Raw genomic sequence first — 14,899 nt, 5'->3', positions numbered from 1 at the left:
ACCTATACATCACGCCCTTCACTTATAGGTACCCTTACTTTAACTGTTGTACCGACACCTTCTTTTGAGTAAATATCAATGGAACCTCCGATTGCCTTCGCTCTTTCTTCCATATTGAATAGACCTACGCCTCGGCTGCCAGTATTTACAGAGAACCCTTTTCCTTGGTCTTTTATATGGATCACCAAAGTTGTTCCATCTTTCATGACACTAACTTCAGCTTGTTTAACCTCAGCATATTTTCGTATGTTTGTTAAAGCTTCTTGCACAATTCGATATGCATTTGATTCTATATCCATTGAATAACGTACTTTTAAATTCGTAGAAAAGGTTATTTGAATTCCATAATGTTGAGAATACTGGTTGATCATAGAGCGAATAGCTGGTACTAACCCTAGATCATCTAAAACAGATGGCCGAAGCTCCCAAGAGATGCCACGAATTTGTTCAATCAAGCTGGTCACTTCTTTTTGCATTTCAGGTAGCAGTGGGTGGTCCTGTTCTGCACTAATTCGGTTAATCGTTATGAGTAAACTGTATAAATTTTGACCAATTCCATCATGTAATTCACGAGATACTTTTTTCCGTTCTTCTTCCTGAACCTGTATAATTTTTGTCATCATTTGCTTCAGTTCTTCTTCTACTCTTTTACGTGCAGTGATTTCTGAACGAATGGCTAAATATTGATAGGGCTTCCCATTGTCATTTATGAACGGGACAATCGTGGTATCCACCCAGTAATACGTTCCATCCTTAGCTTTATTTTTAATCTCACCTTTCCACACTTGACCGTTACCAATTGTTTTCCAAAGCTTTTTAAAAAATTCTTTTGAATGATAGCCTGAATTGATAATCCGATGGTCACTACCAATTAGCTCGTCTCTTGAATACTTCGAGATTTCACAGAATTTATCATTTACATACGTAATAGTCCCTCTTTGATCTGTCCTAGCTACAATCGTAGATTCATCCAAAGCATACTTCAAATCGGCTAATTCGCTTATTGATAGTTTTAATTCTTCCAGAACCTTCTTATAGGCCGTAACTTCTGTTCGAATAGCAAGATATTGATAAGGCTTTCCCTTTTCATCTATGAAAGGAACAATGGTTGTATCTACCCAGTAGTACGATCCATCCTTTGCCTTATTTTTAATTTCTCCTTTCCAAACCTTTCCGTTAGCGATTGTTCTCCATAATTCTCGAAAAAACTCCTTAGAATGATAACCCGAATTAATAATTCGGTGATCCTGCCCAATTAACTGTTCCCTTGTATACTTAGAAATTTCACAAAATTTATCATTTACATACGTAATAATCCCCTTTTGGTCTGTAACTGCTACAATAGAGGATTCATCAAGCGCATATTTTATATCAGCTAATTCTTTTAGGTTTTGTACTTCACTTTGTCCTTTTTCGTTCGTACTTTGTTCATTCCAATTTGTCATCGTGACACCTCTAGCTTATTACTGGTGTTTTTACTTAGAGATTGTATAACTAACCTTTTTGGCAGCTTCCATTAATTTATTTCTATCTTCTTCTGTAAAACCCTTTTCAATACGATGCCCTGCCAATAGAACACCCCATATTTTATCATTGAATTGAACTGGTACTGCTATACAAGAAACTAATTGTTCGGCTAGCATAATTGGGTAATCAGTTGCTTTTCCGTTTATATCTTCTGGAAATGATTGAATCACCATGGGTGAACCGCTCCGCATAACTTGACCTGCTATTCCTTTTCCATAGCGAACTGTAATCTGTTTGTATTTTTCGTTCCGATTTCCTGCAGCAAATTTCCACCTAATGTCTTTTCCCTCATTATTATAAGTCGCAAGGGCTACAAAATCGCTTGATAATTCCTTCATAGTTTCCATACAAATTTGATTCATTCTGATCGAAACTTCTTTCATTTTATTTGGTTTCAATGGACTATACCCCGTAATCAAGTAAACCTTTTTGCACTGCATATTTAACTAATTCTGGCCGAGTCTTCATCTGTAATTTCTCCATTAAATTACTTTTATGCGTTTCTACCGTTTTCACACTAATGATTAGTTGCTCAGCAATATCTTTATTTGTATAACCCTTAGCAATTAACGTTAAAACTTCTTTTTCGCGGTCAGATAATAAGGAATACGTATCCATATTTCCACCCTGATTAAGCTTTTCAACATACTCTTGCATGAGTCGTTTCGTTGCGGTTGGATATAAATACGCCCTTCCAGTAGCAACAGATTCAATGGCAGATAACAACTCTTCATGGGGTGCACTTTTTAGTATATATCCAGAAGCTCCGGCCTGAATGACTCTAAACAAGTATTCTTCGTCATCATGCATTGTCAAAATTAAAATCTCAGTTTCAGGTAAGGATTTCTTTAATTCAATTGTTGCAGATAAACCATCTTTTCCATGCGGCATACTTAAGTCCATTAGAACAACGTCTGGTTTAAGTTCTAATGCTCTTTGAATTGCTTCATTTCCTTCTGAAGCCTCTCCCACTACTTCCATTTTAGTGTTTGGTTCTAGCAACATGCGTAGCCCCATTCTAACGACAGCATGATCATCTACTAGAAGAACCCGAATCATAAATTGGTACCTCCCGAATTTATTCTATTGCATCCTTAAATCGGTAAAACTAATGTTACAATTGTTCCCTTTCCGGGGGTGGAATGTACAGTGGCGGTCCCAGATAACAATTCTAATCTCTGTTTAATTGAAGCTAATCCTAAACACTCTTGATTACGAGTGACCTCTTCAATCGAAAAACCGACACCTTCATCTTTAATAATTATCATGATTTTATTATCTTCCCATTTCATATCGATAAAGACTTTACTCGTATCTGCATACTTAGCACTATTAACTAATGCTTCCTGGCAAGAACGAAATAGGGCAATTTTCTGTTCGGATGAAAGGACTCTTTCAGTGCCCATTGTCTTTACTTCAACATCTATTCCAAATGTGGAGGTATAAACCTTTAAATAAGATCGAATCGCTGCCACAATTCCAAGGGTATCCAACGAAGCAGGGTAAAGCTCCGTTGATACCCATCTTAATTCCTCTATTGTTCTCTCTGTTAACTGTACCATTTCTGATACAATTTGTTTAATTTTTGGGTCAGCTTGTTGCTTTTCAACAAATTGTAGCCCTGTAAATAAGCTATAGAGAGTTTGAGATACGCCTTCATGAAGCTCATTTGAAATCCGTTTGATTTCTTCTTCCTGTGCCTGGATAATATAATTTGTTACTTTTTTATCCAATGAGCTAGGTGCCATTCTTCTCACTCCTTTTGCCCTTACTGATTTACTGTATTTTTTTGTGTTGACGTAATATCACTGAACATTCCAGCGAAACACTTAACCTCATTCGCCTCATCTTTGATTGCACTGATTGTCAACCACTCTAAATATGTCTCTCCATTTTTACGACGGTTCCAAATTTCCCCTTGCCAGCATCCGTTTTTCTCAATGCTTTGCCACATTTTTTGATAGAAATGTTGATCTTGAATGCCAGATTTCAAAAGACTAGGAGTTTTACCAACCACCTCTTCTTCTGTAAAACCTGTAACCTTTGTAAATGATGGGTTCACTGACAGAATCACTCCATTTTTGTCAGTAATCATAATCCCTTCAACTGTATGTTCAATAATATTTTTTGATAAATGCAATTTGTCATGATAGTACATCCAAATCACAATAATAAGACTTGCCAATGCTAGTTCAGAAAGAGCCATGAACCCAATAGCAAAATGTCCTGTTAAACTAAACAAAAACGATAACATGAGTGGTGGGAAGAATCCCCCCAGTCCTCCCATAGCTGAAACAATCCCATTTACAACCCCAGCTTGCTTTTGAAAATAATGAGGGACAAGTTTAAAAATAATCCCATTTCCAATCCCTGCGAAAACGGCAATGGACAAGCAGCCTACAGTGTACATTGCAATAGAAGGAGAAAAAGCTAGGATAGTTGCTGCAATTGTAATACCGCTAAATACCAGCATCAGTACAACGAGTGAGTTAAATCTATCACCCATCCATCCTCCTACAGGTCGTAAGAAGGTCGCAATCCCAATGAACCCAGCTGTTCGAATTCCAGCGTCTACTTTACTAATCTCAAAGTGGTCTACCAAAAAGCTTGGTAGGAAAATTGTAAATGCCACAAATGATCCGAAAGTAATAAAATAGAACAGAGATAGGAACCACAATTTCTCGTTTCGATACACTGATTTGATTTGTGAAACTAATGGAGTTTTTACACTTGTTTCCTTACGGTCACCCAGTAAAAAGTTTAATAGAATAAATGCTCCTAGAAGCACAAGGTAAATCTTAATGGTCATGGACCACCCCAGCGTGCTCGCAACAAACGGTGCTGAGAAGGTCGTAACAGCGGTCCCAATATTCCCCGCTCCATATATTCCATTTACAAAACCATGCTTTTCCTTAGGAAAGTATTTTGGTAAGGATGTTACCCCGATTGAAAATACCGCTCCACCTAAGCCTAGTAAAATTCCACCAATAATTAAGTCAGAATATGAATTTGCTTCACTGATATAGTAAACAGGAAACATTAAAATAACAAAACTGATTAAAAACATCTTTCTAGCACCGAATTGGTTAGCCCAGTATCCCAATGGAATTCGTAATAAAGACCCTAATATAACCGGAACTGCAGTAACCAATGCTATTTGGTCTGGGTTCATCACGATATCTTCCTTAATAAATGGAATCAGTGAAGAAATAATAACCCATATCATAAATCCAAGAACCAAATTGGATGTTTGTAAGGATAGCTGTAGTTTTGGCTTCATCCTTTTTATGCTCCTCTCTTGATGCAATAAAATAAACCACGTTCACTATCGAATGCCCTGAATTCGTTTCCTGACCAATGGACATTACTTGATACAGGAATTGCAATAAAATAAAATGGATCGAAATAAATCCGTACATGGGTCTCATCAGGACACATCGCTACCTTTGATAGCTTTTTTTGTACAGAAGGACCCTTTTCCTCCCCATCTAACCCCTCAATCGAAACTTCTATAGGGGTTTCAACATATTTTTTTAATTTTTCAAAAGAACTAGGTACCACAGCTTTTGCACCCCTTTGTGTTCGGATATACATTTATTTGATAACCTTGTAGCCATCCCCAAAATTCCATTGGCGCATGTGCTTCCAAGTAATCCATCACTTCTTCTTCAGACTGAAACTTCCCCATTCCCTTAACCTCTGCTAATACAAGTTCCATTTCTTCAGTCATTTTTTCACTGGCATACCAGTGTAGAGATTTTTCAAATAGCTGGGCAAATGAGTCCAAAATGACTTGTTTAAAATTCCCTTCCGGCTTGCGAATAAAGCAAAAATCGATAAATACTTCACTTTTCATTTTTTTATGACCCCCTTATCTGGATTCTTTTCTTTTTTATAAATCCATAAAGCTAGTGGAAAAAGAATGACGTTCAAAGTGGCCAAGAAAATGGTAGTGCTATAATTTTCATAGTAGAAATGGAAAACTGCCTTTTGAGTAATAATGATGTTAAGCATTAGTACAATTAGTAATAATAAAACTCCACGGTAACTACGCTTCATAACGTTTCACCCTTGTTGCGTATACTGTGTCACCTTCTACTTTTACTTTTATCTCTGGAAGCGGCCTTCTCGGTGGTCCAGCAATAGCTGCACCGGTTTTCACGTCAAATTTCCCGTGGTGACATGGACAAATCATATCCCCTTCATTTTTGTCCCAGAACACAGGGCATCTAAGGTGAGTACATGCATTCTGATAAGCTCTATATTCATTTTCTGCAAGTCGGATTAAAATCGCATCGTCATGATCACCCGGATATTTAAATTGAACGGATTCCCCTACAGGTAAATGGCTAACCTTAACAATTGCTTTACTTGGATACTCTTTATCTCCTAGAGAGAGTAGCTCTTTTGCAGCTACTGCACCCCATGGTAGTGTTGAAATAGCGAACAGACCTGCTGCACCTACCATTGTCTTCATAAATCCTCTTCGGTCTAGGCTTCTCTCATTATTTCGATTTATATTATGTGTATAGTTATCTTCATAAAATGGGACTTGATCGTTTTTCCCCATCTGACTCACTCCTTTGTTACATCATGATAGAAAAACATTAAAATAGTTTTTCAGTTCCTTGAAGAATACCTGGTAGATTCACTTTCACATTTGTGTTTCCTTCCAGGTAAGGCATACTCGTAACCCATTTGTTATTGTCTAAATCATGGCGTTTTTGCTTTGCTTCTATTTCTTCTTCTGTTAACCATTGCAATGTATTGGAAGGACAAACACTCGCACACATCGGTGGAATATCGTCTTTTGTACGATCTATACAAAGGTCACATTTATACATGAGGTTTTGTTCTTCATCAAACTTTGGTATTCCGTATGGACACGCAATCGTACAGTTTTGGCATCCAATACATTTTTCTACAAGAGCTGAAAGAACCGCTCCTGTTTCATGAATTTGAATGGCCTGAGCTGGACAACTTCTAGCGCAAGCCGGGTTTTCACAGTGAAGGCACATCAACGGCATTGTCTGTCTATTGACGAGCGGATTTACATCCAGTACATAATTTCGGTTTCTTTGGTCGTGACCACCACATTGCGTACATGCGGCAAGACAGGAACGACATCCAATACAATTTTCTAATTCGAGATAAAGTTTTCTACCCATTAGTGCGCCTCCTTCACTTCTTGTTGTGTTTCTAGTTTTTTAATTTGAGCTGCACATGCCTTGAATTCAGGCATACGAGAAATCGGGTCTAGTGCTGCAATTGTTAAAAGGTTGATAGATTCATCGTGTCCAAAATGGTAAGGAACAAAGACTGTATCCTTCCGAATTGCTTCCGTAATTTTGACTTTATAGACAGCTTTACCTCTACGTGTAAACAATTGAACTCTTTCTTCATGAGTAATACCATATTTTTCTGCCAGTTCTGGATGTACCTCAACATAAGGCTCTGGGCACATATCCTTTAAAAATGGAATTCTACGAGTTTGGTTACCAGACAAATAGTGATACACCACACGTCCTGTTGTTAATCTAATAGGGTAATCCTCACATGGCTCTTCAGCTGGTGGACGGTAAGGTAGTGCACAAATTTTCGCTTTTCCATCTGGATGATAGAACTTCTTATCTAAGAACATATGAGGTGTTCCTGGATCTTCATCATCCCGGCATGGCCAGAACACTCCATCTTGTTTGTCGATTTTCTCCCAAGTAGCACCGTAGTAATCTGCATACCCACCTTTGGATGCAAGTCGGAATTCATCAGCTACATCTCTAGCTGTTTTTAAGTGGCGGAAATAGTCGCCTCTTCCTAATTTTTCAGCAAGTTCTACTTGAATCTGCCAGTCTGGTTTAGACTCACCCAACGGTTCCTGTGCTTTGTTAATCTTTATAATTCGTCCTTCAATATTTGTTACAGTACCTTCGTCCTCAGACCAAGTAACAGATGGTAGAATGACATCTGCAAATTCAGCAGACTCTGATAAATAAAAGTCTGAACAAACCATGAAATCTAGGTCTTTCAAAGCGGAGCGAACAAAGTTTAGATTTGGTGCAGATACAGCTGGATTAGAGCATAAGAGATATAAACCGCGAATCGTCTTTTGCTGCATTAGCTCAAACATTTCATAGGCTGAAACACCCGCTTGAGGCATTTCCTCCGGACTAATCCCCCAAACATTACATACTTCTTTTACATGCTCGGGATTTGTAATTTTTCTGTATCCAGGTAGTAGATCTGATTTTTGTCCGTGCTCTCGACCACCTTGCCCATTTCCTTGTCCTGTAAACGTTGCAACGCCTGATTTAGGACGACCAATTTTCCCTGTAACAAGAGCCATGTTTACATATCCAGAAACGTTATCAACGCCCTTGTGCTGTTGTTCAATCCCTCTAGCGAACATAACCACTGCATTTGGAGCTTTCCCATAGATTTCTGCTGCACGAATGATTTTTTCTACGCCAACTCCCGTAATTTCGCTTGTATTTTCTGGTGTAAAATCTTTAACTAGTTCCTTCGTTTCTTCAAATCCATTTGTATGCTTGTTAATGAACTCTTCGTCGATATAGCCCATTTCAATCAGTTGATGAACAATACCGTTTGCTAACGCTAAGTCAGTACCCGGTTTTAAATCTAAGTGGAGATCTGCTCTTCTGGCTATCGGCGTTTCTCTAGGATCGACGACGATCAGGTAGCCACCTCTACTTTGAACTTCCCAAATACGGAACATGGAAGTTGGATGGCACTCTGCCGTATTACTTCCAGCTATAAATAAGCAGTCCGTTTCGTGAATATCGGTCCAAGGTAAAGTGGAGCCTCGGTCTACTCCAAAAGAGCGAAGGAATCCACCAGCGGCACTTGACATACAAAAACGACCATTGTAATCGATGTATCGTGTTTGAAGTGCAACTCTTGCAAACTTCCCTGTTAAATAACACTTCTCATTCGTCATAGATACACCACTGAAAACAGAGAGTGAATCCTTCCCATATTCTTGTTGGAGCTTGTTAAAGTTTTTGGCAATTAAATCGTAGGCCGCTTCCCATGAAGCCTCACGGAAACCTTCTTTTGTTCCCTTTTTAGACGCATCATCGCGAATAAGTGGCTTTAGAATTCGGTCTTTATGATTCGTTTGTTGATAAGCTGTGACGCCTTTCGGACACATTTTCCCGACCGTTACAGGCCAATCATATCGAGGTTCTACACCAATGATTTTGTTTGTTGTGGTGTCTACTCGTAAATTCATTCCACACTGCATCCCACAGTAGCTACAATGAGTTTTAATGAGTTTTTCATTTGGATGTCTTACATTTTCTATTTCTCTAAAAAATTTATCCCTTTGCATTCTGGTTCGCCTCTTTTACTTTGAATTCGTGTGTTGGGACTCCTGAAAATCTAGAAATTCGATATTTTCTTCGGCAAGGTAAGCATAATTCAGCTAAGTTAAAACCATCATTCATATCAAAATTCATTGCATTTTGACCTAGGACATCTCTAACATCATCTGATTGTTCGATTGATACGAAGTGAGTTCCGCAAACTTTACATTCCTTCATTCCCTGTTCCCCGTAATGTTCTCTATAGTTTTTCGCAAAAACACTCATTGGTCGGAATGGAATATGAGCCAGTTTTCCAAATGGTAAGTAGATTAGGGTAACAATCACAGAAAACTGATGAATTAACGACATCGTTGGCTGTCCAAATCCATGTAAAAAGACGTTTTGAACAGTGAGTAATAAACCTGTGATACTAACTAGAAGTAATAAGTAAAGTGGTAAAAAATCATAAATGAATGTTTGTTCCGCACGTGCCTGCATATTTTTCAAACGACGATATAAAGCCATACAAACCCCTGTGATAACCATTACGGCTGAAATATTTAAAGCATTATAAGAAAACCAAGCAATGATTCCATCTGCCTTAATCTGAATTAAATCCATCCCCATGGCAACGACTGTGTACATCCCATTCTCATCCATCGTGAAATACATCCATCCAAATACAAGTGGGAATGTAACTAAAATGGCAAGAATACAACCCCAGCCAATGAACATATGCTGTGCCCAACGGTAAAAACCCCGATTCCAAATAAAACGATAAGTTCCTAAATGCTCTACCGATGTCTTTGGAGTTGACTTTCTAAAGAGAAGCTTTATTCCCTTTTTTAATATGATTTTTGTTGGTGGTCGTTCACCCCAAGAAATAAAGCGATAAAAGAATCCACCTAAAAACACTAACGTTCCGACCATATATCCGTATAAGTTTAAATCGATATGTGTAAACATTCTCGTTCCGATTAGCGAAAGAATAAAAAGTCCAAATAAAGATAAAAACATGGATTTCGCAAACTTCGATGCGAATGCTCGTTCAAAGCTACCTAACTTCTTAGTTTTATTTTCCTCGATAACCTGCTGCATCTTAACATCCTCCTCGTGATCTAAAGGAAATACTGATTTCAATAAAAAACTTTCTTTATCCATTGTAGGAAAAAGAAAGTGATTTTTTTATCGGGGAACTTCCCCATTTTGATGTGGGAAAATCCCTATTTATTAAAATGTTGTTTCCCTGATAAAAACAAAAAAGGGCACCATACACAATGTACAGTACCCACTCATCTACATTTACCCTTTAAAATTCTTTACTGCCTTCACTTCATTTTGGATAACGTTTAATATTCCCTCAATATCATCAATCGGAAATACCTTTGGCTCCTCTGCCTCTATGTCAATCGGAATCCAACTAGCCACTCCAATCACGTTCGTTAATTCTTGAAGCATCTCCTTATCTGCTTTTTCTTTTAGAATAGTAATCTTAGGATATGGTCCATTTTTAAACCCTTCCACTAATACAAAGTCAAGGTGTCCCATTTTTTCTAACAATTCCTGAACAGAAGATGGTCGCTCTATAATGATCGCAGTTTGAGTGGATGATGTAATAGCAACAGTTTCTGCTCCAGCTTCTCTATGTTTCCATGTATCTTTCCCGGGCTTGTCCATTTCAAATTGATGGGCATCGTGTTTAATTGAACCCACACGATATCCTTGAGTTTTTAACTGTTCTAAAAGCTTACAAACTAAAGTAGTTTTCCCCCTATTTTTATATCCTACGATTTGTAAAACAAATGGATGATTCATCCGTATTCCTCCATCTTCTGCAGCAGATTCTTATATTCTCTAGGGGTATTTACATTCGTCACAAATGAGGTTTCCATTCTATTTCCGATAAAAACTTCTTCGGGTATGATTTGGCATTGAATTTTCTGTAAAAAGGCCTGAACTTTATACTCAGACTTTTTTAGAGACGACTCTATTTTAGCAGCAACAGCTCTTCGATATACGCCATGTAAAGGATGGAGTCCATCTTCAATATATGGAATAGCCGCATCAGCATTTTCTTTTTTCATTTCATCAAGCAGTAGTATACTTGCCTGGTTTGAGATAAGCGGCATATCGCAGGCAACTACCCAAATGTAGGAGTTGGAAGCTGCTTCAAATCCAGCATGCATTCCACTCAAAGGTCCCTTACCTGGGATTCTATCCGATACAATTTGGTGAATTCTCTCATCTTTCGGAATCCTGTCTGGCTGATTTGAAACAATGATAATTTCGTCACAAACCCGATACATTTCCCTCAATTGCCTCTCCAAAATACTTTCACTATTGAATTCCAGTAAGGCTTTTAACTTGCCTTCCATTCTCCGGTTTTGACCCCCAGCAAGGATGATACCTGTTAGCATGTTTCTCATTCCTTTGACGATGGTGTATCAGCTGTCACCAGTATAGTCCATATCACTTTATTTCATTCTAAAGCTGCAGAATAGTAATAAAAACGAAAATAAAACAATGGTTAGGACCCAATAATAGGCATGCGTCATATTCCCTGATTCGACCGCTACATATATCGCAGTTGGGATGGTTTGTGTTTTTCCAGGTATATTTCCAGCAAACATTAGAGTCGCACCAAATTCACCTATTCCTCGAGCAAATCCCAGAATATATCCAGTTAGGAGTGATCTCCAAGCTAAGGGGATAGAAACAAATTTAAATACACTCCATTCATTAGCACCCATTGAGCGTGCGGCATCTTCATATTCTGAATCAATCGAATCAAACCCTGTTTTAATTGACATATAAATTAGTGGAAATGCAACCACAACCGCAGCGAGTACAGCAGCCCCCTTTGTAAATATAATGGGTTGATGAAATAACCATTCAAATCCCCTTCCAACCCAACTGTTCCGGCCGAATAATACGAGTAACCCAAACCCAACAACGGATGGAGGCAAAACTAGTGGTAATAATATGATGGTTTCTACAATAGACTTACTTCGAAATCTATAAATCCTCATCATCCAAGAAGCAAATAACGCTAAAATAAAAGCTACTATACTTGCCACCAATGTAACTTGTAGAGACACAATAATCGGGGACCAAAAATCATACTGGTTCATTTTCTACCATCCTAGTTATCAGTTACAAAGCCATACTGCTTAAAAATGTCTTCAGCTTCTTCTCCTTGAAGCCAATTATAAAATTCCTGAGTTTCAAATTGATGACCCTTTATGAGACCCATGGGGTATTCAATTGAGGTTGGTGTGTTCAAAATTTCAACGTCTAAATCGCTGCTACTTTTTACATCTGTTTTATAGACAAATCCAACTTCTGTATTACCTGTTTCCACATAGGTAACGACTTGTCTCACATCACCAGCAAGGACAAACTTAGAATTAAGCTGGGGCATAAGTCCTTCTTTCAATAAAAATTGTTTCGCATATTCACCTGCTGGTACTGTTTCTGGATTCCCAATAGCGATATGGGCAATATCGGGACTTTTAAGATCTTTTATCGTCATATCATTTTTAGAAATCAATACTAATTTGTTTTCTAGTAGAGAAGTACTTTCTTCTATATATCTTTTCTCCTCTAACTCCTTCATTTGCTTCCTACCAGCAGATATAAATAGGTCAGCTGGCGCACCCTGCTCAATTTGTTTCTGAAGCTTACCAGAGGAAGCAAAGATAGTAATGACATCTACTTCGTTGTTTTTCTTCTCATATTTCTGTTCAATTTCAGAGATCACATCTGTTAAGCTAGCAGCTGCCATTATATAGAGTTCAACTTTCTTAGGACTAGACTCTCTATTTAAAAAAAACACCCATCCTACAAGGACTATAACGAGTACACTACTTATTAGACGAAATGACTTGTTTCCTATCAATTCCTTCACCGTCAAACCCTCTATCCACCGATATAAGACATCTCGATTTTTTCTTTACTTCTAGCAGCAACAGTCTCTTTCGTTCTTAACGCCGAATACTGATCGACCCTATTTTCCCAGGTTTGCTCTATTATTTTTAAAATATCAGCTTCCGTTGCACCGTTACGCATTGGCCCTCTTAAATCTGTCCCTTTTGTGGCAAATAAACACGTATAAATCTTCCCATCTGCGGAAAGCCTTGCACGGGTACATGAAGAACAAAATGGCCCAGAAATAGAAGAAATAATTCCTATTTCATCTCCGGTATCTTCATTTACATACCTTGTGGCTACCTCTCCAAAGTAATTAGCGTCTATAGGTTTTAGTGAAAATTCCTGTTGCAGAAGGTTGAGAATTTGCTTCCTTGTAACAACATCATCCATTTTCCAACCATTTGTGTTTCCTACATCCATGAATTCTATAAAGCGTAGGACATGGCCACTCCCCTGGAAGTACCGAGCCATTGGGATGACCTCGTCTTCATTTACTCCACGTTTAACAAGCATATTTACCTTCACTTCTAAACCAGCTTCTTTGGCAGCCTCTATCCCCTTTAAGACAGTTTGAACTTTGAAGCCTCTTCCATTGATTTGGCCAAATGTTTCATCATTTAAAGAATCGAGGCTTACGGTCACCCGATTTAGACCACTCATCTTTAATTCTTTTGCCTTACTTCTTAATAAACTTCCATTAGTGGTCATCGCTATATCTGTTATACCCTCGATTTTGGAAAGGGCACCAACAAGTTGTGTTAGGTCTTTCCTCATCAGGGGTTCTCCACCTGTAATTCTTATTTTGTTAACGCCTAACTGTGAAAACGACTTCGCAACCTGTACGATTTCTTGATTATTAAGTAACATTTTCTCTTTTAAAAACGGATAGTCAGGTCCAAAAATCTCAGATGGCATACAATACACGCATCGAAAATTACAACGGTCCGTTACAGAAATTCGCAAGTCTTGAAGCGGGCGTTTTAATTGATCCACGACTGCCTTATGGTTTTCCCCTTGCATATTCCCACTCCTTTATCTTTTTCTCTATTCGAGAATGACGCTTTAACAACGAACGTATCGATCATACGTGGCTTGTGCTTCTGCAATAGTAGACATTCCATGCAGCAGGACTCTTCCATCCTCAAAAACAACAATTCTTCGATTCTCATCTAAATGAGCATGAATCAATAGATCATTAGACTTCACTTTATTGGATACCTCTAAAAGCCTTTTTAAGACTTCATCTTTATTAAAGGTTTGGCCTTCTTTCGGTCTGATTTGAACCGTATCCCTTCCACATAATATATGGATGTGCGAATATGAACTCTTTTCTAGATACGGGAATGTCGGGTTATCACCACAAGTAGGGCAGTTTGTTTTTTTAGCTTTATTCACGTTGATTGAAGTAAACTGACAGTCCCACAAATCGGCATATAAAAGGGATGTTCGCATTTTTTGTCTATGGCCAGTTAACCATTTTAATGCCTCTGTTACTTGATTGGACGTCACCCATTGAATCGTTGGTGGAATCACCCCTACCGTATCACACGTTTGATTCATGACAGGGATTGATTTGACCAAACAGGAAAGGCACGGTGTTTCCCCTGGAATGACAGTGTATGTAGTTCCCGTACTTCCCACAGCCCCACCATAAATCCAAGGAATATTATATCGATGAGACAAGTCGTTAAGAATAAACCTCGTTTCAAAATTATCAGTGGCATCTATCATTAGATTGTAATTCTCAATAGATTGATGAGAGATAAAGTCAACAAAGTCTCCAACATGGCTTTTTAACTTAACTTCACTATTTATACAGGACAAGGCTTTCAACGCGGCTGTTGCTTTGGGTGTCCCTTGAGCTGCATCTCGTTCGGTATAGAGTTGTTGGCGTTGAAGATTACTCCATTCCACATAGTCTCGGTCAACGATGGTTATATGACCAACCCCTGCACGAACAAGCATCTCTGCAGTTGAGGTTCCTAATGCTCCCGCTCCCACAATTAAAACACTACTTTCCATGAGCCTCTGTTGTCCGTCTTCTCCAATGGGTTTAAATAGAATCTGCCTTGAATAACGTTGACTCACCTTTCATCCATTCCTTCCTGACTTGATGTTCA

Annotated in this window: 18 protein-coding genes; all 18 read right to left on the bottom strand. The window is 38.4% G+C overall.

The genetic code is table 11. The annotated features are described in order from the left end of the window. Window positions 1-2: 2 nt before the first annotated feature. Window positions 3-1,445 carry a PAS domain-containing sensor histidine kinase gene (locus ABDZ91_RS07275; RefSeq protein ID WP_343797665.1) on the bottom strand — a complete coding sequence of 481 codons (1,443 nt, stop codon included), beginning with the start codon at window positions 1,443-1,445 and terminating at the stop codon, window positions 3-5. Window positions 1,446-1,475: 30 nt separating this feature from the next. Then, window positions 1,476-1,925: a GAF domain-containing protein gene (locus ABDZ91_RS07270; RefSeq protein ID WP_343797664.1), complete on the bottom strand. Its 450-nt coding sequence runs from the start codon at window positions 1,923-1,925 to the stop codon at window positions 1,476-1,478. 4 nt (window positions 1,926-1,929) lie between these two features. Continuing rightward, window positions 1,930-2,586, bottom strand: a complete 657-nt coding sequence (locus tag ABDZ91_RS07265) for a response regulator (RefSeq protein WP_343797662.1) — start codon at window positions 2,584-2,586, stop codon at window positions 1,930-1,932. A gap of 35 nt (window positions 2,587-2,621) precedes the next feature. Beyond that, window positions 2,622-3,275: a sensor histidine kinase gene (locus ABDZ91_RS07260; RefSeq protein ID WP_343797660.1), complete on the bottom strand. Its 654-nt coding sequence runs from the start codon at window positions 3,273-3,275 to the stop codon at window positions 2,622-2,624. Window positions 3,276-3,295: 20 nt separating this feature from the next. After that, window positions 3,296-4,807: a nitrate/nitrite transporter gene (locus ABDZ91_RS07255; RefSeq protein WP_343797658.1), complete on the bottom strand. Its 1,512-nt coding sequence runs from the start codon at window positions 4,805-4,807 to the stop codon at window positions 3,296-3,298. Window positions 4,808-4,812: 5 nt separating this feature from the next. Next, complete coding sequence (locus ABDZ91_RS07250; RefSeq protein WP_343797656.1) at window positions 4,813-5,088, bottom strand: hypothetical protein; 276 nt, start codon at window positions 5,086-5,088, stop codon at window positions 4,813-4,815. Next, window positions 5,078-5,383 carry a hypothetical protein gene (locus ABDZ91_RS07245; RefSeq protein ID WP_343797654.1) on the bottom strand — a complete coding sequence of 102 codons (306 nt, stop codon included), beginning with the start codon at window positions 5,381-5,383 and terminating at the stop codon, window positions 5,078-5,080. Before ABDZ91_RS07245 ends, ABDZ91_RS07250 begins: the two co-directional genes overlap by 11 nt. Next, window positions 5,380-5,586 (bottom strand): hypothetical protein, encoded by a 207-nt coding sequence (locus ABDZ91_RS07240; protein WP_343797653.1) that lies wholly within the window; start codon window positions 5,584-5,586, stop codon window positions 5,380-5,382. The genes ABDZ91_RS07245 and ABDZ91_RS07240 overlap by 4 nt, the downstream gene beginning before the upstream one ends. Then, window positions 5,576-6,097 (bottom strand): Rieske (2Fe-2S) protein, encoded by a 522-nt coding sequence (locus ABDZ91_RS07235; RefSeq protein WP_343797652.1) that lies wholly within the window; start codon window positions 6,095-6,097, stop codon window positions 5,576-5,578. The genes ABDZ91_RS07240 and ABDZ91_RS07235 overlap by 11 nt, the downstream gene beginning before the upstream one ends. Window positions 6,098-6,134: 37 nt before the next feature. After that, the gene (locus tag ABDZ91_RS07230; protein WP_343797650.1) at window positions 6,135-6,695 is read right to left on the bottom strand and encodes a 4Fe-4S dicluster domain-containing protein; all 561 of its coding nucleotides are present in this window, start codon (window positions 6,693-6,695) and stop codon (window positions 6,135-6,137) included. Beyond that, on the bottom strand, window positions 6,695-8,875 hold the full coding sequence (locus ABDZ91_RS07225) for a molybdopterin oxidoreductase family protein (protein ID WP_343797648.1): 2,181 nt from the start codon (window positions 8,873-8,875) through the stop codon (window positions 6,695-6,697). The genes ABDZ91_RS07230 and ABDZ91_RS07225 overlap by 1 nt, the downstream gene beginning before the upstream one ends. After that, window positions 8,862-9,947, bottom strand: coding sequence for a hypothetical protein (locus tag ABDZ91_RS07220; protein WP_343797646.1), 1,086 nt, complete (start codon window positions 9,945-9,947; stop codon window positions 8,862-8,864). The genes ABDZ91_RS07225 and ABDZ91_RS07220 overlap by 14 nt, the downstream gene beginning before the upstream one ends. A gap of 204 nt (window positions 9,948-10,151) precedes the next feature. Further along, window positions 10,152-10,664 carry a molybdopterin-guanine dinucleotide biosynthesis protein B gene (gene mobB / locus ABDZ91_RS07215; protein ID WP_343797644.1) on the bottom strand — a complete coding sequence of 171 codons (513 nt, stop codon included), beginning with the start codon at window positions 10,662-10,664 and terminating at the stop codon, window positions 10,152-10,154. After that, complete coding sequence (gene mobA / locus ABDZ91_RS07210; RefSeq protein ID WP_343797642.1) at window positions 10,661-11,266, bottom strand: molybdenum cofactor guanylyltransferase; 606 nt, start codon at window positions 11,264-11,266, stop codon at window positions 10,661-10,663. The genes mobB and mobA overlap by 4 nt, the downstream gene beginning before the upstream one ends. Window positions 11,267-11,323: 57 nt before the next feature. Further along, the gene (gene modB / locus ABDZ91_RS07205; protein ID WP_343797640.1) at window positions 11,324-11,980 is read right to left on the bottom strand and encodes a molybdate ABC transporter permease subunit; all 657 of its coding nucleotides are present in this window, start codon (window positions 11,978-11,980) and stop codon (window positions 11,324-11,326) included. Window positions 11,981-11,991: 11 nt separating this feature from the next. Beyond that, the gene (modA, locus tag ABDZ91_RS07200) at window positions 11,992-12,756 is read right to left on the bottom strand and encodes a molybdate ABC transporter substrate-binding protein (RefSeq protein ID WP_343797638.1); all 765 of its coding nucleotides are present in this window, start codon (window positions 12,754-12,756) and stop codon (window positions 11,992-11,994) included. An 11-nt stretch (window positions 12,757-12,767) separates the two neighbouring features. Beyond that, window positions 12,768-13,799, bottom strand: coding sequence for a GTP 3',8-cyclase MoaA (moaA, locus tag ABDZ91_RS07195; protein ID WP_343797637.1), 1,032 nt, complete (start codon window positions 13,797-13,799; stop codon window positions 12,768-12,770). Window positions 13,800-13,841: 42 nt separating this feature from the next. After that, entirely contained in the window at window positions 13,842-14,867 is a 1,026-nt protein-coding gene (locus tag ABDZ91_RS07190; RefSeq protein WP_343797636.1) for a ThiF family adenylyltransferase, read from the bottom strand. Window positions 14,868-14,899: the final 32 nt, after the last annotated feature.

The organism is Bacillus carboniphilus (assembly GCF_039522365.1).
Lineage (GTDB): Bacteria > Bacillota > Bacilli > Bacillales > JC228 > Bacillus_BF > Bacillus_BF carboniphilus.
Note: the sequence above shows the minus strand (reverse complement) of the source record. Positions and strands in the feature narration are given on the sequence as shown.